The sequence below is a fragment of the Reyranella soli genome (assembly GCF_007992495.1).
Taxonomy (GTDB): domain Bacteria; phylum Pseudomonadota; class Alphaproteobacteria; order Reyranellales; family Reyranellaceae; genus Reyranella; species Reyranella soli.
The window spans coordinates 127,411-143,611 of sequence record NZ_BKAJ01000004.1 but is presented as its reverse complement, the minus strand read 5'-3'; the positions used below and the strand labels follow the sequence as shown (position 1 = coordinate 143,611).

Annotated in this window: 16 protein-coding genes; 4 read left to right on the top strand and 12 right to left on the bottom strand. The window is 63.4% G+C overall.

Annotation, left to right across the window (positions count from 1 at the left end):
* Positions 1–37 precede the first annotated feature (37 nt).
* Both RSO01_RS01355 and RSO01_RS01350 read left to right on the top strand, forming a co-directional pair.
* On the top strand, positions 38–526 hold the full coding sequence (locus tag RSO01_RS01355) for an acyltransferase (RefSeq protein ID WP_147145386.1): 489 nt from the start codon (positions 38–40) through the stop codon (positions 524–526).
* Entirely contained in the window at positions 523–1,665 is a 1,143-nt protein-coding gene (locus RSO01_RS01350; protein ID WP_147145384.1) for a DegT/DnrJ/EryC1/StrS family aminotransferase, read from the top strand. Before RSO01_RS01355 ends, RSO01_RS01350 begins: the two co-directional genes overlap by 4 nt.
* Here the strand turns inward: RSO01_RS01350 and RSO01_RS01345 are convergent.
* From RSO01_RS01345 to RSO01_RS01305, 8 genes are all read right to left on the bottom strand, one after another.
* Positions 1,662–2,363, bottom strand: coding sequence for a class I SAM-dependent methyltransferase (locus tag RSO01_RS01345; RefSeq protein WP_147145382.1), 702 nt, complete (start codon positions 2,361–2,363; stop codon positions 1,662–1,664). The two genes, RSO01_RS01350 and RSO01_RS01345, sit on opposite strands and share 4 nt — an antisense overlap.
* Complete coding sequence (locus RSO01_RS01340; protein WP_147145380.1) at positions 2,360–3,379, bottom strand: glycosyltransferase family 2 protein; 1,020 nt, start codon at positions 3,377–3,379, stop codon at positions 2,360–2,362. The genes RSO01_RS01345 and RSO01_RS01340 overlap by 4 nt, the downstream gene beginning before the upstream one ends.
* Positions 3,380–3,386: 7 nt before the next feature.
* Complete coding sequence (locus RSO01_RS01335) at positions 3,387–4,361, bottom strand: class I SAM-dependent methyltransferase (RefSeq protein ID WP_147145378.1); 975 nt, start codon at positions 4,359–4,361, stop codon at positions 3,387–3,389.
* Positions 4,358–5,011, bottom strand: a complete 654-nt coding sequence (locus tag RSO01_RS01330) for a hypothetical protein (protein WP_147145376.1) — start codon at positions 5,009–5,011, stop codon at positions 4,358–4,360. Before RSO01_RS01330 ends, RSO01_RS01335 begins: the two co-directional genes overlap by 4 nt.
* A 13-nt stretch (positions 5,012–5,024) precedes the next feature.
* Complete coding sequence (locus RSO01_RS01325) at positions 5,025–6,383, bottom strand: class I adenylate-forming enzyme family protein (RefSeq protein WP_147145374.1); 1,359 nt, start codon at positions 6,381–6,383, stop codon at positions 5,025–5,027.
* 238 nt (positions 6,384–6,621) lie between these two features.
* Positions 6,622–6,870 (bottom strand): acyl carrier protein, encoded by a 249-nt coding sequence (locus RSO01_RS01315; RefSeq protein WP_170302779.1) that lies wholly within the window; start codon positions 6,868–6,870, stop codon positions 6,622–6,624.
* Entirely contained in the window at positions 6,854–7,588 is a 735-nt protein-coding gene (locus RSO01_RS01310) for an LbetaH domain-containing protein (protein WP_147145368.1), read from the bottom strand. The genes RSO01_RS01315 and RSO01_RS01310 overlap by 17 nt, the downstream gene beginning before the upstream one ends.
* Before the next feature lie 3 nt (positions 7,589–7,591).
* Positions 7,592–8,371, bottom strand: coding sequence for a polysaccharide deacetylase WbmS family protein (locus RSO01_RS01305; protein ID WP_147145366.1), 780 nt, complete (start codon positions 8,369–8,371; stop codon positions 7,592–7,594).
* Between the two features lie 139 nt (positions 8,372–8,510).
* Between RSO01_RS01305 and RSO01_RS01300 the strand changes: the two genes are divergently transcribed.
* Positions 8,511–9,515 carry a GNAT family N-acetyltransferase gene (locus RSO01_RS01300; protein WP_147145364.1) on the top strand — a complete coding sequence of 335 codons (1,005 nt, stop codon included), beginning with the start codon at positions 8,511–8,513 and terminating at the stop codon, positions 9,513–9,515.
* Here RSO01_RS01300 and RSO01_RS01295 read toward each other — a convergent pair.
* From RSO01_RS01295 to RSO01_RS01280, 4 genes are read right to left on the bottom strand one after another with little or no spacing between them, the layout of a single operon-like run.
* A complete protein-coding gene (locus RSO01_RS01295; protein WP_147145362.1) occupies positions 9,512–10,456 on the bottom strand; it encodes a lysylphosphatidylglycerol synthase transmembrane domain-containing protein in 945 nt (314 codons plus the stop codon). The genes RSO01_RS01300 and RSO01_RS01295 overlap by 4 nt on opposite strands.
* Positions 10,453–11,640, bottom strand: coding sequence for a DegT/DnrJ/EryC1/StrS family aminotransferase (locus tag RSO01_RS01290; protein WP_147145360.1), 1,188 nt, complete (start codon positions 11,638–11,640; stop codon positions 10,453–10,455). Before RSO01_RS01290 ends, RSO01_RS01295 begins: the two co-directional genes overlap by 4 nt.
* Positions 11,637–12,680: an NAD-dependent epimerase/dehydratase family protein gene (locus tag RSO01_RS01285; RefSeq protein WP_147145358.1), complete on the bottom strand. Its 1,044-nt coding sequence runs from the start codon at positions 12,678–12,680 to the stop codon at positions 11,637–11,639. The genes RSO01_RS01290 and RSO01_RS01285 overlap by 4 nt, the downstream gene beginning before the upstream one ends.
* Positions 12,677–13,711, bottom strand: a complete 1,035-nt coding sequence (locus RSO01_RS01280) for a Gfo/Idh/MocA family protein (RefSeq protein ID WP_246157933.1) — start codon at positions 13,709–13,711, stop codon at positions 12,677–12,679. Before RSO01_RS01280 ends, RSO01_RS01285 begins: the two co-directional genes overlap by 4 nt.
* Positions 13,712–13,999: 288 nt before the next feature.
* Between RSO01_RS01280 and RSO01_RS01275 the strand changes: the two genes are divergently transcribed.
* Positions 14,000–16,192 carry a hypothetical protein gene (locus RSO01_RS01275; protein WP_147145356.1) on the top strand — a complete coding sequence of 731 codons (2,193 nt, stop codon included), beginning with the start codon at positions 14,000–14,002 and terminating at the stop codon, positions 16,190–16,192.
* Positions 16,193–16,201: the final 9 nt, after the last annotated feature.

The window sequence follows — 16,201 nt, the reverse complement described above, 5'->3', positions numbered from 1 at the left end:
TTCGCACTCGCTCGACACAACGATCTGGGGAGGCCCATTGTCGATTACTGAAGACGTTGTGCTCGGTCCCGGCGTCAAAATTCCGCACCCGGAGCTGGTGAACTTGTACGGATGTCGCATCGGCGACGGCAGCAAAATCGCAAGCTTCGTGGAAATACAGAAAGGCGCCACGGTCGGCCGCAACTGCAAGATTTCGTCCCACAGCTTCATCTGCGAAGGGGTGGAGATCGAAGACGAGGTCTTCATCGGTCATGGCGTCATGTTCATCAACGACCATCACCCCCGGGCAACCACCGACACCGGCGAGATGCAGACGGAGCAAGACTGGGTCTTGCTGCGAACGCGTGTACGGCAGCGCGCTTCGATCGGAAGCAACGCCACCATTTTGGCCAGTCTCACGATCGGCGTCGGCGCCCTGGTTGGGGCGGGAGCCGTGGTGACCCGGGACGTCCCGGATTATGCCGTCGTCGCCGGCAATCCGGCGCGGGTGATCGGGGACGCGCGTGCGGAGAAAAATACAGCATGAAGGCAGCATCTTCCTTGCGAAACGTGGCGCCGGTCAGCCGCGTGCCGTTTGCCGACCTTTCGCATCAGTGGAACCCCATTGCCACTGAGGCAATGGCCGAATTGCGCCAGCTCTTCAGCGACAGCGCTTTCTCGCTCGGTCCCTGGGTCGAACGTTTCGAGCAATCCGTCGCCGGGTATCTGGGTACGCCGCATGCGATCGGCGTGAATTCAGGGACCTCCGCCCTGCACCTTGCCCTGATTGCCGCTGGCATCGGCCCAGGCGACGAGGTTCTCCTGCCGTCGCATACCTTTATCGCAACAGCCTGGGCGGTGCTCTATGTCGGCGCGACGCCAGTGCTTTGCGATGTCGAGGAGGGCAGCGGCACGATCGACGTCGCCGACGCCGAACGACGCCTCAGCTCTGCGACCAAGGCGATCGTGCCTGTGCACCTCTACGGCCAGCCAGCGGACATGGCGGCCGTCGAGAGCCTTGCCCAACGTCATGGCCTCACCGTGATTGAGGACGCGGCCCAGGCGATCGGCGCCACCTATGACGGGCGCCGCGCCGGCACCCTCGGAAAGTTCGGTTGCTTCAGCTTCTATCCGGCAAAGAACCTCGGCGCTGCCGGCGAGGCGGGGTTGGTGGTCACTTCGGATGGCGCCGCCGCCGCCCGCATGAGGGCCCTACGCCACCATGCGCAAAGCGAACGCTATGTCCATGCAGAGCTCGGCTTCAATTACCGGATGGAGGGCGTGCAGGGCCTGGTGTTGGACCACAAGCTTCGGCTGTTGCCCGATTGGATCGAGGAGCGGAAGGGCTTGGCCAACGCCTATGCCGAGCGCTTGTCCCACCTGCCGCTCGCGCTGCCGCGCGTCGCCCACAAGGATCACGTGTTCCATCTCTACGTCGTGCGTACGCCCGAGCGCGACGCGCTCCGCGCCTTTCTCCAGGAACGCGGCATCGAGACGGGATTGCACTATCCGGTGCCGCTGCACCGGCAGCCCTGCTTTTCCGCCTTGGATCTCGACCGTGACAGCTTTCCGGTCAGCGATCGCTACGCGTCGGAATGCCTCTCCCTGCCCTTGTTCACGGGCATGGACAAGGCGCAGCTCGATTATGTTTGCGAGGGCGTTCTCGCCTACTACGGGAAAAGCTAGGCAGCAGACTTTCTCAGCGCGAGCAGCCGGTGTGGCGTCTCGAACGGCGTGCAGCGCATGACGCCGTAATCCTGCTCGACCGTCAGGCCGTGGCGCGCCAGCACATCATAGAACTTGCGCCCCGCAATGCGCCGCGGAACGACGTACATGTAGATGACTCGGTCCGCCAGAGTGTCCTTGTCGACCCCCGGCCGCAGCCGCTGGGCCAACCAAAGAAAGAAGGCGTCGAGCGGCCTGGACCGCAGCCGGCGCAGGGTCTTCTTGAGAGTGAAGTGCGCCGTCGTGCACAGACAAGAGGCAGGTAGCGTCACCACGGCCACGCCGCCCGGCTGGAGGTCAGAGGCCAGCTTGCTCGCCAGCGCATCATCGCTGCACTCGAAGACCGACAACGAGCGCTCAGAAATGATCAGGTCGAACGAGCGCTCCTGGAAGACCATGTAGTCGGAGGCGGCCCATTTGGAGTTCGGGTAGAGCTTTGTCGCTTCGCGGATATTCTCCTGGGAGATATCGAGACCGACAAATTGGCTCTCCGGAAAGCCGCGCAGGAGCGGGGCAAGATCCAGACCTGTTGCGCAGCCGATCTCGAGAACCTTGAAGCGACCCTTGTTGGCCATGTAGCTTGCCGCCCAGGCGTGAGCGTTCGACTTTCTCGTTGGATCGGGACGGTAGGTCGTCTCGTCGAAGCGCGCCTCGGTCATTCTGTTGACCTATGTTTTTCCGATCGCAGGAGGTCAATCGGTGCGGTGTAGTGGGCCGGCGGCAAGGGTGGCGTGTAGGACAGGAAGTCGCCGTGAACTTGCCGCACCAAGAACAATGGCCGCCGGCGCGTGTCGTCGAGCGTCCTCCACAAATACTCGCCGAGCACGCCCAGCATCAGCAGCTGCAGCCCGCCAAGAAAGAGCACGAGGACGCTGAGCTGCGTGAGACCCGGGACTTCCGTTCCATGGATCAACCGGTTGACCACTTGGATGACGATGAGGATGAACGCCAGCACTGAGCATACGACGCCCGCGATCGAACCGATTCGCAGGGGCAGCATCGAGAACGATACGATGATGTCGACGGCCGCGCGTACCTTGCGGCGGAAGGACCACTTGGATTTCCCGATCTCGCGCCGATGGCGGTGATAGGTGATCTGGGTTTGACGGAACCCCGAATAGAGTACCAGCGCGCTAACACCGCGGTTGCGCTCGGGAAAGGCATTGAGTGCCAAAAGCACCACACGGGAGAGCAAGACGAAGCCGCCGCTGCCGGTCTTAGGGAAATTGGGCAGCGCCACGACCCTGATCAGTTTGGCGAACAATCCGGAGAACAAACGGTCCATCGCCGGATCGTCACGCGTTGCACGAACCGCCCACACCACGTCTGCCTCGCCGTCGCGCCATGCCTCGAGCAGTCGGGGGATCTCACGCGGGTGATCCTGGAGATCGCCGGCGATAACAATCGCTGCGTCGCCGGCGGCGAACTGCAAGCCAGCCGAGTCCGCGATCGCACCGCCGTAGTTGCGCGACAGCTGGACGATTTTTATGCGGCGGTCGCGCGTATGCTCATCACAAAGCAATTTGTAGGTGCCATCGACGCTGCCGTCGTCGACGAACACGAACTCCCATTCGTATCCTGAAGTTGAATCGACCATCTGCCGAAGCGCTTCGCACATCGGCCCTACATTTCCCGCTTCGTTGAACATCGGGACGACGACTGAGATCAGCGGCATATTCTCGTCAGGTCCTTAGCCCAGCCACGACGATATGGCACCGCCGCATTCGGCCTTCTCGTCCCAGTTTTCCGAGCATCGCCCGGACCGCCGGCAGGTGGACGGCATCCCCGTCTCCAATCAGTTGCCTGTTCCGCAGCCAGCCCAGGACGACCGAAAAAAGCGAAATTCCCTGCACGGATTGTACCGCGAGCCCGTTGGCGCTCAACAACGCAATCAGCTCCGGCTCCGTGAAGCATCGGCTGATCATGGGCTCATGGGCCAAGCCGTCGACGACCGCACGCGTATGGCTTGCCTCGATCATCTTCGCCACCCCCTGATAGAGCAGCTGAAGCAGCAGGCCACCTTCGTAGTCGCGCTCGGACAGAAGCAGCCGGCCATGGGGCGCGAGCAAGGCCTTGCATTGACGCAAGCCCAGCTCGTAGTCGTCGTTGAGATAGAACAGGCTTTCCACCGCGATTACCGTATCGGCGCAGCCGGCTTTCAGCGGCAGTCTTCGCGCATCCGCTTCGATCAGCAGGATATGGTCGAGCCACTCGGGGTGATCTTTGCCGATGCGGGTGCGGAAGCGCGCCAAACCCTCGGCCGTCGCGTCGACGACGACGACACGGCGATAGCCCTTCTCGAGCCATGGCCGCGAATTGCGCCCATCGCCGCCGCCGACATCGACGATCACGCCGTCAGGAGAGGCCGGACGCACGTCCTGCAGGAAGTCGTGATAGACGGGCGTGTCGAGGGCGCTCATGGCATAACCGGCGTTCGCCCGTTCCCAGAAGTGTGCGCCACCGAGCTTCCGGTAGATCCGGACATTATCGTCGGCGACGAGAACCGGAAAGCGCACGATGCCGTCTTCGATGCGGCCAACCTCGCTGCCGTTCGCCAGAACCAGCCGATCGCGATCGCGCCGGAGCGCGTCGCCGGATTCCGGACAGCGCAAGAGGTCGAATGCCCAATCTGCGATGTCGGCTGGCACCCGGGTCATGCGCTCCCTGCCAATGCAGGCGGTGCGGTCCCTACCATGAAGTCCATGCTGCCGATCACACCTTCCGAGACCGAGATGCTGGAGCGGGTCATGGTCCTGCCGATCTCGTGAGTGATGGCAATCTTCGTTCCGGCGACATCGGTCGGGCGCAACGGCCGGTGCAGCGACAACCGCGCCAGCAGCCAGCGGCGGCGCGCAGGAGGCTTGAGGATGGTGTTGTGCAGCAGCGCGCAAAGCGAGGTGACCACCTGGATTGGCGCATATCCCGCACCGGTCGACAGCGAAACCGATCGTCCATCGATCTTCGCAACGTCCCAGATGCCGCTTTCGTCGTAGGGCTTTCGGTCGAGCACGGGTTTGCCGGTGCCAACGATTCTTCCGAACACGATCCGATCCCCCTCCCCGACCGCAAATCGGGCCGGAGCGGCGCTCGCCTCGAGAGACTCGACCACGCCGTCGAAATGGATCTCCACCATCGTGGTAATCGCCTGCTTGAAGCGCATCTCGACGAGGCCATCCAGCGCCAGGCCGAGCGCGGCAGCAGCCGCCATCAGCTCGGTGTAGAGAGTGGTGGAATGGACGTAGGTTCGAGCGCCGCGGTATGCCACGGCCGGGACGTGGCGCACAGGAAAAGACGGATCGCCGCTCACACCGCCAGCTCCCTCATCGCGGCCGCTGCTTCTTCGCCCGGGTATTGGCCTGGGCATCGGCCTCGACGATCTCGAAGCTCATTGGAACCTTGAACCTCGCCAGATTCTGCCTGCAGAACTCCCGCAGCCGCTGCACGACCACGTTGCTGTCCTCTTTGCCGGCGATCGATACCCGCGCTGCCACCGCCTGGCCGAGCAGGGGGTGGGGGCGGCCGTGAACGGTGGCCTCGACGACATCAGGCGCGTCGAGAAGCACGCTCTCGACTTCGGACGGGAATACCTTCTGGCCTCCGACATTGATGATCTCGGACTTGCGGCCGAGGAAGCGGTACATGCCGTCCTTTTCCTCGACCAGATCGCCCGTGTTCATCCAGCCTTCGTCGTCGATCGGTGACGGAGCGTTGAGATAGCCGACCATGTTCGAAACCGAGCGGATGTGCAGCTGGCCGTCGACGATCCTCGTCTCGAAGCCCTCGCCGCCGACGCGAAGCCACAGCGACTGGCGGTCTTTCGAACGCGAATGCAGCACGCCAAGCTCGGAGAGTCCGTAGGTCTGCTTCAGCTCGACATTGGGGAAAGCCGCGGAAATGCGTTGCAACGTCGGCTGCGGCATCGGCTCGGCGCCATAGGTGATGAGGCGCAGCGACGACAGCTGCGACTTCCGAAGGCTGCCGGAGGCCAGCAGCATATTGAGGAATGTGGGCGTCGTCGGCAGCAATTCGGCCGCCGCTTCCTCGATCGCGTGGCACACCGGTTCGGGCAGGCGTTGCGGCACGGTGATGCCGACGCCGTCGTAGGCGAAGCACGACAGCAACGTGTTGAAGCCCCCGAAATGATCCATCGCCAGGAACAGGATCGTCCGCCAGCCCGGGCGCACGGTCGCGAACTTTTCCAGGACCTTCTCACAATCGTGCAGTATCCCCTTGGGACCGCCGGTCGAGCCCGACGTAAAGACGATCAGCCCGGCGTGACCGGTTGCCTGGAAGCGCTCGATCAGTGCGTTCTGCGGCGACGCGCCTCGGACCTCGACGGTGGCACTCGCGGCCGACATGTCGGGCCCGAAACGCACAAGCAAACGAGCGCCCGCGATTGCCAGAAGGTCATGCATGTTCGCCAGCGCGCTTTCAGCGAGCGGCATGGCCGTCGCGCCGAGCTGCATGATCGCGAATGTCAGCGACACAGTCCCGTCGCCATAGTCACCGACATAGGCGCAGACGGTCCCTGGGCCGACAGCATGTCCTCGCAGCCGCTCCACCCAGGCGTCGACCTCACCCCTCAGCCGGGCGCCGCTGAACGGTACGCCACGGTGGACAAGCACCGTTTGCGATTCCCGTTCGACGAGGCGGCCGAGGAAACATCCGACGTTGGTCATCGCATCAGGCACGTCGACAGCGCCGCGTTCCGGATGACAGGTCTGCCGAAACTGGCGGCGCGGGCGAATCGCGGATCATTATGCTCCGGCGCACGGTTGCTGGTCACGGCCGCAAAGGCGCCCAGCATCGCGTCAGAAGGTGACGTGCTGTAACGCTGCATCGACCATCGCGGGGTCGCCAATGCCGAGCCGGCGCGACGGAGTATCGTCAGCGACCGTCAGGCCTCGCAAAGCGACGTCAACGGCTGGCACCCAGTCGCTCCTCGACCAAGGCCGTGATGCTGTCGATCGATCCCACTCGCTCGAGATCATCTTCGCTGATCGAGACCTTGAAACGATCCTCGATCTCCATCAGTAAAGATGCGAAATCCATCGAGTCGAGCCCGCATTCGAAGAGCGGCCGCGCGTGATTGGACAGGTCCCGGGAGGGATCAGGCCGGCACACATCGGTGATTATCTCGACCAAAACGTCACGAACCTGGGCCACGCCCTGCCTCCTTCCTTGTTGCAGCCATCGGCTTCCCGTCATCGGCAACGCCCGCCACTGTCGGGCGGCGCATGACGCGAAGCGGCCGAGCGGGGTTGCCCATGACCACCGTGCCTGCAGGCACGTCCTTGGTCACCGCCGAATTGATGCCTGCAACAGAGTATCGGCCGAGTATCTTGTGTTCAAGCAAAACCGCATTGGGACTGAGGCAGGCGCCCAGTTCCAGCCGGGAATACCCGCACATCGTGGCATTGGGCCCGACATATCCGTGCGGCCCGATCTGGGCGTGATGGCCGATATTGGCGCCCGCCCTGACGCCTGCGAAGGGGCCCACAACCGCCATCGGCTGGATGCTCACGAACGAGGCGATGTACGTCCCGGCGCCGATGCTTGCCGTCGAGGCTACGAAGGATTGGGGATGACGCACCGAGACGAAACGGCTCTCCGGGATGGCGAGTTGCCGCAGCCGTTCGACCCGCTCGGCCATCAGCCCGACTCTTTGCAAGGCCCAGGCGAAATGAACGTCGTCACCAAGCTCCTTCCACTTTTCCAGTTTGCCCAGAACCGGCACGCCGTAGATTTTCTCGCCCGGCGACATCGCGTCGTTCAGGAAGCCGACGAGCGTGTCTCCTGCTCCTGCCGCGCGGGCCTGCATCATCGCTTCCGCCATGACCGAGCCGTCGCCGGCGCCTCCCAGGATGATGACGCGTCGTTCCATCGCTCACGACCATTTCGGCAAGGTGCGCCACGCGGCGTTCACGCTCTGCAGAAGCGCGGTCGGAATGTCGTGGCGGCGCACATACTCAAGCGTCTCGATCAATAACGTCCGGACGCCCCGGCCGTCGTTGCGCGCGGCGCGAAGCTTCTCGGCATCGCGATAGAACACTCTCGTGGCGGCCTCTGCCGCATTGCTACCGGCGTTGATGTAAACGGTGTTGGGATGGAAATTCAGCACTTTCAATCCTGGACGATCGAGCGCCAGCCTCGCCACTTGGAAGTCAGTCATTTCCATGGAAAGGTCCAGGCTGTCGCCGTAGTAGATGGGAAGCTCTACCAAGGAGCCGTATATCCAAAACGGCCGGATCCCCTCAACGAGGGGCATGTGATAACAACTATCATACTCGAGCCCCAACTCGCGATAAAGCGGTAGCAGGGTCGAATCGAAGTGCAAGCAGTGCGCGCGCACGCCCTTCGCTTCGGGCGCAAAGGCGTGCGTCGCGGTAATGATGTGCCGATTGATGGCCTCATCCGTCATGCGGCCGGCGTCGGCGAGGCTGCGATAAGTGTCCCCGTTGCGCCGAAAGTTCGGATGAAGGCCGCGTTCGTGGCCTGGCACGGCGACGTCGGCGTGGGTCACGAAGAACGTCGCCTTGACGTCGTAGCTGTCGAACAGGGTCCTGACGTCGTCGACCACTGTCTGGACGGCCCACTCGACATCGACCGTGAAGCAGACCGTGTTTGCGGCGAGCTGCGCTGGCCAGCGGAGAGTGCCCTCGGTCATCTATATGTGCTGGAAAGGCGCGTTCGTGTCGTGGAGATGATCTTCATAGTATGAGGTGGGATCTGCTTCGGCAACAGGCAGACATTGTTTTGGCTTTGGCGTCTTAGTAGAGTGCCGCGCGAATACTCAAGTCTCGCTCGTGAGCCAATCCCAAAACCCGATAGAGATAACCCTGCTTGAAAAGGGTGGCGAGGCTGAGTGGGCAAGCTTCCTCGAGACCGCCGATCGCGCGACCCTTTTTCATGATCTGCGTTTTCTTGCCTACCATCCGCACAGCCGCTTTCGCTTTGCCCATCTCATGGCTCGGCGCGGCGGCAAGCCGATTGCCGTCATCCCGGGCGGCCTTGTAGGCGCCGACGATCGGCCGACCTTCGTTTCTCCCCTTGGCGCCTCCGTCGGTGGACCGGCAGTCTCTCCCGATCTCAATACCGACGGATTGCTGCGGCTGGTGGTGGCGCTTCAGGACCACGCTCGCGCGCAGAGCTGGGCAGGCATCGAAATGGTGCTGCCACCGCCCCTGTATCATGCCGTGCCGTCGGACGGCGTGGAATTCGCCCTCTTCTTCCACGGCTTTCACCTGGTCAACCGCCAGCTGTGTCCGATGATCCCGATCATGACCGGCGAGGATGGCCGATATGCGCATCTGTTCCGTAGCAGGTTCACGAGCCGCGTTCGGGCCGGTCTGCGGGACGGCGTTCGCGTGGTACGTGGCGGGCTCGACCTGCTGGAAGACTTTCTCGTGGTGTTCGACGACACGTACCGACGACACGGCGTGAAGGCCACCCACGACGCCGCGGAGATCGCCGACCTGCTGCGTCGGCTACCGGAACGCGTACAGCTCCACGTGGCTTTCGCCAATGAGATCCCTGTGGCCGGCCTGCTGGTGTTTCTGCTCAATTCCCGCGTCGCCTACAGCTTCTATATCTGCACGAGCACCGAACATGCGCGCCAACCAGGTGGTGTCGTGGTGTTCGCGTCGCTGATCGATTCGCTGGGCGCTGCGGGCTATCGCTGGCTCGATCTCGGGCCGACGGCGCGGCCCGGCAACTTCAACACGGGCGTCACCCAGTTCAAGGAAGGCTTGGGCGGCATCGGTCATTGCCGCGACAGATGGCTTTGGTTGGCCGACGAAAGCGCGCTTTAGGCGCGACGGCGTGCGAGCGCCGAAAAGCGTTGTGCCAGCGGCACGACCAGCTCGAACACCGCGCCGGTCAGCGGCCCCAGCAGGCCCATCACCACGGAGACCGCCACCGCTCCGCCGACACTGCCGCCTACCAACGCAAAGCCAGCCGCCAACGCCCCCTCACGCACACCCCAGCCCCCGAGCGAAATCGGCAGCGTCGCGACCAAGAGCGTCGGCGGAATGATGAGAAGACAGGCGAGAAAGCCCACCGGGGCATCGAATGCCTGCGCCAGGAGGTAGGCGACGGGCACGCTCATCAAGTGGTTGACCACCGCAAGGGCGACGCAGAACGCGCCCGTCTGGCCGGCCGTCAGCACCGTTCGCAGATCCGTGCCGACGGTGGCGGCATAACCTCCGATCAGCGGCGCCTTGGTGAGCAGTTGAGGCGCGACCACCAGGCCGGCGAAGGTTACCAATCCGGCCGCACAGGTTGCGGCGGCCGCGCCGAAGGCGATGCCGCTGTCGATGCGAAGGGCAAAGAACGGCAGCAGGACGGCGACGAGAACAATGAGCGAGGCCAGCCCGAGGATCCTGTCGCAGACGACTGAGCGAGCCGCCATCGCCAGGCCCAACTGAGGGGTCAGCACAGCGACACGCAGAACATCACCGCCGACAGTCGACGGCAAGGGAACGGAAAACAGCAGGCTGCGTCCCATGCCAAGCGTCAGTTTGCCGAACTCGACGGTGACGCCCGATAGCAGCCGGGTCATGATCTGCCACCGCCACACCAGGCTCAAGGTCTGAGCGACAGAGACGATCGCCGTGGCGACGAGAAGAGCAGGCTTGGCATCGGCAAGTCGGTCGAACACCTGCGCGGCGCCCGCGATGTACAAAACGAAAGCCAGCAAGCCTACCGTGACAACCGCTCGCAAGACCACGACGGCAGCACGCCGTATGGTCATCGATGGTGCTCGTTGGCCAGCGCCTTGAGTGCACCGATCACACGGTCCTGTTGGGCAAAGCTGAGCGCCGGATGCATCGGCAACTGCAGGCTGTTGACGGCCACGCGCTCCGTGTTCGGCAGATCGGCAGCAGCTACGCGGTATGGCGCTTCCAGGTGCGAAGCCATGACCCCTCGGCGCGTGGGAATGCCCAGTGCATGCAGGCGATCCATCACCTCGTTGCGGGACATCGGTGCGTCCGGCAACAGCATGATCTGATAGCTCTGCCAGTTCGGCACGACATCGGGCGGCACGCTCGGCGGCGCGAGCCACGGATGTTGGGCGAGCGCCGCACTATATCGCTCTGCAAATGCACGACGGCTCTGCAGCATGTGTTCGAGGCGATCGAGCTGGGCCAGGCCGATGCCCGCCTGGATGTCGGTGATGCGGAAGTTGTAGCCGATCTCCGGATAGCTCTCGAACACGGTCGGCGCCGCGCCGTGCCGTGCATAGTCGGACAGCGACATCCCCTGGTGACGCAGGCGACGCAGGCGATCGGCAAACGGTCGATCGTCGGTGACGATCATGCCGCCTTCACCCGTCGTCACCACCTTGCGCGCATGCAAGCTGAACACCGTGACCCCGGCCAGTGACCCTACTGGACGGCCGCGATTGGAGCTGGCGAAGGCGCAGGCAGCATCGTCTAGAACGACGAGGCCATAACGGCTAGCGATCTTGTTGACGGCATCGATGTCGCAGGGCAGCCCGAGCTGGTCGACCGGCATGATCGCCCGGGTGCGCGGCGTGATCTTTCGCTCGATGTCAGCGGGATCGATGTTGTACGTCCCCGGATCGACATCGGCGAAGACAGGCGTGGCGCCGGCGTGACGGATCACGTTGACGGTGGCGATGAAGGTCAACGAGGGCACAATCACCTCGTCGCCGGCACCAATCCCCCAGGCATGCAGCACGAGAAAGGCGCCTGTCGTCCAGCTTGATACGCCGATTGCCTCGGCGGCCCCACAGTGGACAGCGAAGCGCTGCTCGAATTCGGCAAGCCGAGGACCACCCACCACCCAACCGCTGCGCACGGCCGCTGCCGCCGCATCGGCTTCCGCCTCGCCGAAGCAAGGTCGACTGAAGGCGATGGAATCGTCTGCATCGGCACGCTGCGGCGAGGGCAGCGGCTTTTGGCCGGCGCTCATGCCGACGCGCTGGACGACCGCGCGACCACCTTGGGCGCCTCGTCCGTCGGCAATTGCCAGTTACGGACTTCGGCTTCGAGCAGGCTGGCTGGGTCGGGGTGGTGCTGGCGGAACCAGTCCACGTAGCGACGAAGCCCCTCGGCAAAATCAATCGCCGCCGAGAAGCCGAGCACGTCGCGGGCGAGCGCGGTGTCCGCCTGCAAGGCAATGACATCGCCGGGCCGCGGCTCGATGAACACGGGTTCCAGATCGGGCCGACCGCAGGCATGCGCCACCGCATGGGCGACTTCCCGGATGGTCACCATCTTGCCGTAGGCAAGGTTGACCGTCCGGCCAACCAGCACGTCGGCTTGGCCGGCCATGGCAATGCCGCGCGCCGTCTCGGTGACATAGGTGAAGTCACGGCCATTGGCGCCGCTGCCGAAGATTACCGGGGATTGCCCGTTGAGCACGCGAATTACGAAACGCGGGATGACCTCGGCGAGGTCGCCCTGGCTGTGCTCGCGCGGGCCGTACGAATTGAACGGCCGCACGATGATGGCAGGCAGCCCATAGGTCTGGTGATAGGCACTGGCGTAGTACTCGCCGGCCAGCTTGGCCGCACCGTAGACGGTGACAGGCTTGCAGTGGCTGTCCTGCTCGCTCAGGCGCTCGTCGCCGCAATTGCCGTAGACCTCGGAGGACGAGCAATAGACGAAACGGCTGATGCGCTGGCGACGGCCCTGTTCGAGCACCAGCAGCGTGCCGGTAGCATTGATCTCATGGTTCGCGATCGGCTGCCCCAACGAGCGGCGCACGCACTGAACGGCAAGATGGAACACGCGATCGCACCCGCGCATCGCCGTCTCGATTGCCCGATGATCGAGCACCGAGCCTTCGACAATGCGCAATCGACCGGAGCGGCCGGCCAAGCCGAGATTGTCCCGGGTGCCGGTCGAGAAATCGTCGAGCACCGTGACGGCCTCGCCTGCCGAGACGAGGTGGTCGACAAGGTGACTGCCAATGAAGCCTGCGCCACCGGTGACCAGGACGCCGTTCATCTCGCGACCCGCAGCGCCGGCGCGATGCCATGAACGGTGTTGCGCGCCAGGCCGGCGGCAATCGCGCGCTGGGCCGCCTCGAGCTGCCGCACGACGCGCAAGCCGCGCTCGCCGCTCATCACCGATTCCTCCCGACCTGCGATTACGCGGTGGAAGTGCTCGACCACGCGAACCAGCGGCTCGCTGTTCGGCAGGCGCGGCGAGTAGATGTCGCCGATCCGGTAGCTCGGCACGATCGTGCCTCTCTGGTCCTCCGGTTGGACGTCGATGCCGCTGTTGTAGATCTTGAGCTTTTCGTCCTGGTCGAGATCGTCCCAGACGACCATCTTGCTGCTGCCGCCGATGGCTATGCGTCGAACCTTGACCGGCGACATCCAGCTCAGATTGAGATGCGCGATCATCCTCGAAGCGAAGTGGAGGGTGACGTAGGCGATGTCCGGCAGGCCCGGATTGAGATGGCAATACCCGGTCGCCTCGACATGCACGGGCTCTTCGTCGAACAGGAAGTCGATGATCGACAGGTCGTGTGGCGCGAGATCCCACAGCACGTTCATGTCGGGCTGGAAAAGGCCGAGATTGACGCGCAGGGAATCGTAATAGGAAATGGCGCCGAGGCTACCCTCTTGCTTGAGCTCGGCGAGCTTGGTCACAGCGCCATGGAACAGATAGGTGTGATCGACCATGAGAACGCGGCCGTTGGCACGGGCCAGCGCTATCAGCTCCTCACCTTCCGCCGAGGTGGTGCACATGGGCTTTTCCACCAGCACGTGCTTGGCCTTAGCTAGGGCGCGTCGCGCCAGAGGGAAGTGCGTGCTGACGGGCGTTGCAATCGCCACGGCGTCGATCGACGCATCGTCGATCATCTCCTCGGCGCTTTCGAACAGGCGAAGCTGCGGGGTTTCGGCGGCGGCAGCACGAGCCGCAGGCAAGCGATCGGCGATCGCCACGACCTGGAACCCGTGGTTCTTGCCGAATGTGCGCAGGAGATTTGGGCCCCAGTAGCCGAAGCCGCAAATTCCGACTTTGATCATTGCGCGATCCGACGCCTTCTTATGATGCCGGGTTACTGAGAAGCAAGGTACAACCCCGCATCGTTCTTAGCGTACCAGAGCTGATCGTCGCAAGGCCGGCTTTCGGCGGAAACGAGCCGTCGACAAAGACGCCTCGTCGCAGCGCCTGCTGCCGGAGGGCTTCCGCCGGGGCTGGCTTGCGCCCTATTGGCCGCTTTGCCAAGATGCCGACGCTTAGGTTGCTGACTATTGGCGGTGGCTGAGCACATCGAACGCACGTTCGAGTCCTCCGATGGGCTGCGAGTCCGAATGTCAACCAAGCAGTATCAGCATTACCTGATCGCCGCCTCTGCCGTCCTGTTGGTCGTTATCTCGTTCTTCACCTTCGCCAATAACGCCGGATACCTGTTCCCCGGCGGAGACGGAATGGGCGTTCTCGTGCGGATCGCGGGCATGCCTTTCCAGTCTGCGACGGCGTTCGGCGTTTCGGCCAACATGCTCGAGGGGCTGGGCGACATGGCGCCGGTGAACTATAGGTTCGAGCCCAGCTACAACCTCGGATTGCTTATCCTGGGCGCCGAACGCGCCTATGCGCCGGAGTTCCATGTGCTCGTCAACACGGTGTTGGCGCTGGAGCTTTTCCTGGCGACGTATGTCGCTGCGCGGTGCTTCGGCTTTGGCCTGGTGGTCTCGTCGATGGCGGCGTGGATGACGCCCTTGCTGCTCCTGCCGTACTTCGGGTTTCCGCTGCTTTACCCGCTTCTGACGTTCTCGCCACACGCCGCGACGACCATGAGCGAGAACCTGCTGATATTGGCGGCGTTCACACGCTTGGGTCGGCCGTTGAAAGACGGCACGTCGTCGCTTTGGAAGGATGCGATGCTGTGCGCCGCCATCACGCTGATGCTGGCCCACATGACCATATGGAGCCCGCTCGCCGTGAGTTTGTGGCTGCCCAGCTTGGTGGTGCTGGGCTTCGGACTGTTCCTGACCTCGGCCACTCGTGGAGAAGTCCGTTCGAAGATCATGTGGGCTGTCGTGGCCTTCCTGATCTGGGTCAGCTTCTTCGGTGTCTACGCCTACGGTCAATTCATCTATACGACGACACGGTTCTGGGGACCGGAGCTGGAAAACTACACGGCAGAGTGGCAATTCGTGTCGTCCTGGTTCAGGCCTCTTGAGCAGGCGGGCAAGATCGTCATCAGCGTGGCCCTCTTCGGATTGTTGCTGGCGCTGTTCACGCAGCGCCTCAGGGCGTTGGCGATAGCCGTGCTCGCGTTAATGGCGATACTGTTCGGTGGCGGTACTCTGATGATCTATACCAACGTGTGGCGTGGCCCGGCGCCCGTCTACGCCGAGGTATTCGTCATTCCGGTCTACGCGATGTTCGTCGCCTACGCCGTTGTGCGCAGTGGCGCTCTCCTGCGCGATGCGGTGCTTTTCATCCAACCGAATGCGACGCGCCTGTTCCAGCAGCTGCAACCCATTGGCAGTGGAATCGCCGTCGGCATCATACCGGCGGCTGTCGTTGCCGTCGGCACAATACCTGCGTTCGCCATTGGTGGGCCCAACCACGAGCCGGGAAGGCTGCGCATCTACGGGCCCGCGCCGCCGACACGGCCGCAACTCGTCTCGATGCTGGCCGACAGGATCGCGCTCTCTCCCGGTTCGCCTTTTCGCGGCCGGGTCGCGACGCTTTCGCTACAGACCAAAGAAGATGCAGCGCGCTGGGTCGACGTAATTCGCGCCAATGTCGTCCGCGTCGATCACACCGGAAACGACTATTATTGGTCCGGCCTGTGGCCTCTCAATATCCCGACATTGTTTGAATATAGCCAAGTCATGTCGCCTGCGTACTTTCGCACGGCAGTGGACCTGTGGGCGCGGCCCGGCGATCAACAGGTACGGAACATCGTCGTGCTCCGCCAGGCCAATGCGAAGACGCTGGCGCTGTTCGGCGTGAAGTTCGTCATCTCCGATGCGGCCCTGCCGTCGCCATTTCGCCTCGAAGCCACAGAAAAGACCTCAGCCAGCGAGACGCTCTATCTCTATGAGGTGCCGGACGTAAATCTTGGCGGCTATTCGCCGACGGAAGTCACGAAAGCCGCTACGTTCGAGGAGGCGCTCAAGGCCGTATCGGCCCCCGCTTTCGACGCGCAACGGACCGCCGTCGTGTTCGACAACGATGGTGATTTGAAGCGCAGCCTGGTAGCTGCAGCCGATTTCCGGGTTCGAATCGAAGCGGAAGCGCTCATGGTCAGCGCTTCGAGCTCCGGTTCCTCGCTGCTGATTCTTCCGTTCGAGTTCAGCCGCTGTCTGCGGGTGAGTTCCAACAGTCCCGACGCGTTGGCACCGACCATCTTCCGTGCGGACGGACCGCTCACGGGCTTGCTTTTCAGCAACCGGCTGAACGCTCGCATCGAATACTTCACAGGCCCCCTGAGCCGCCCGGGCTGTCGCATCCAGGACGCTGCCGAATTCAGCCGACTGATCGGGCGCTGAACTCAGCGA

Bases quoted from the DNA above. Each gene is read 5' to 3' on its own strand.
- RSO01_RS01350 (WP_147145384.1), top strand. From the start codon at position 523: ATGAAGGCAGCATCTTCCTTGCGAAACGTGGCGCCGGTCAGCCGCGTG.
- RSO01_RS01345 (WP_147145382.1), bottom strand. From the start codon at position 2,363: ATGACCGAGGCGCGCTTCGACGAGACGACCTACCGTCCCGATCCAACG.
- RSO01_RS01340 (WP_147145380.1), bottom strand. From the start codon at position 3,379: ATGCCGCTGATCTCAGTCGTCGTCCCGATGTTCAACGAAGCGGGAAAT.
- RSO01_RS01335 (WP_147145378.1), bottom strand. From the start codon at position 4,361: ATGACCCGGGTGCCAGCCGACATCGCAGATTGGGCATTCGACCTCTTG.
- RSO01_RS01325 (WP_147145374.1), bottom strand. From the start codon at position 6,383: ATGACCAACGTCGGATGTTTCCTCGGCCGCCTCGTCGAACGGGAATCG.
- RSO01_RS01310 (WP_147145368.1), bottom strand. From the start codon at position 7,588: ATGGAACGACGCGTCATCATCCTGGGAGGCGCCGGCGACGGCTCGGTC.
- RSO01_RS01305 (WP_147145366.1), bottom strand. From the start codon at position 8,371: ATGACCGAGGGCACTCTCCGCTGGCCAGCGCAGCTCGCCGCAAACACG.
- RSO01_RS01295 (WP_147145362.1), bottom strand. From the start codon at position 10,456: ATGACCATACGGCGTGCTGCCGTCGTGGTCTTGCGAGCGGTTGTCACG.
- RSO01_RS01290 (WP_147145360.1), bottom strand. From the start codon at position 11,640: ATGAGCGCCGGCCAAAAGCCGCTGCCCTCGCCGCAGCGTGCCGATGCA.
- RSO01_RS01285 (WP_147145358.1), bottom strand. From the start codon at position 12,680: ATGAACGGCGTCCTGGTCACCGGTGGCGCAGGCTTCATTGGCAGTCAC.
- RSO01_RS01280 (WP_246157933.1), bottom strand. From the start codon at position 13,711: ATGATCAAAGTCGGAATTTGCGGCTTCGGCTACTGGGGCCCAAATCTC.
- RSO01_RS01275 (WP_147145356.1), top strand. From the start codon at position 14,000: ATGTCAACCAAGCAGTATCAGCATTACCTGATCGCCGCCTCTGCCGTC.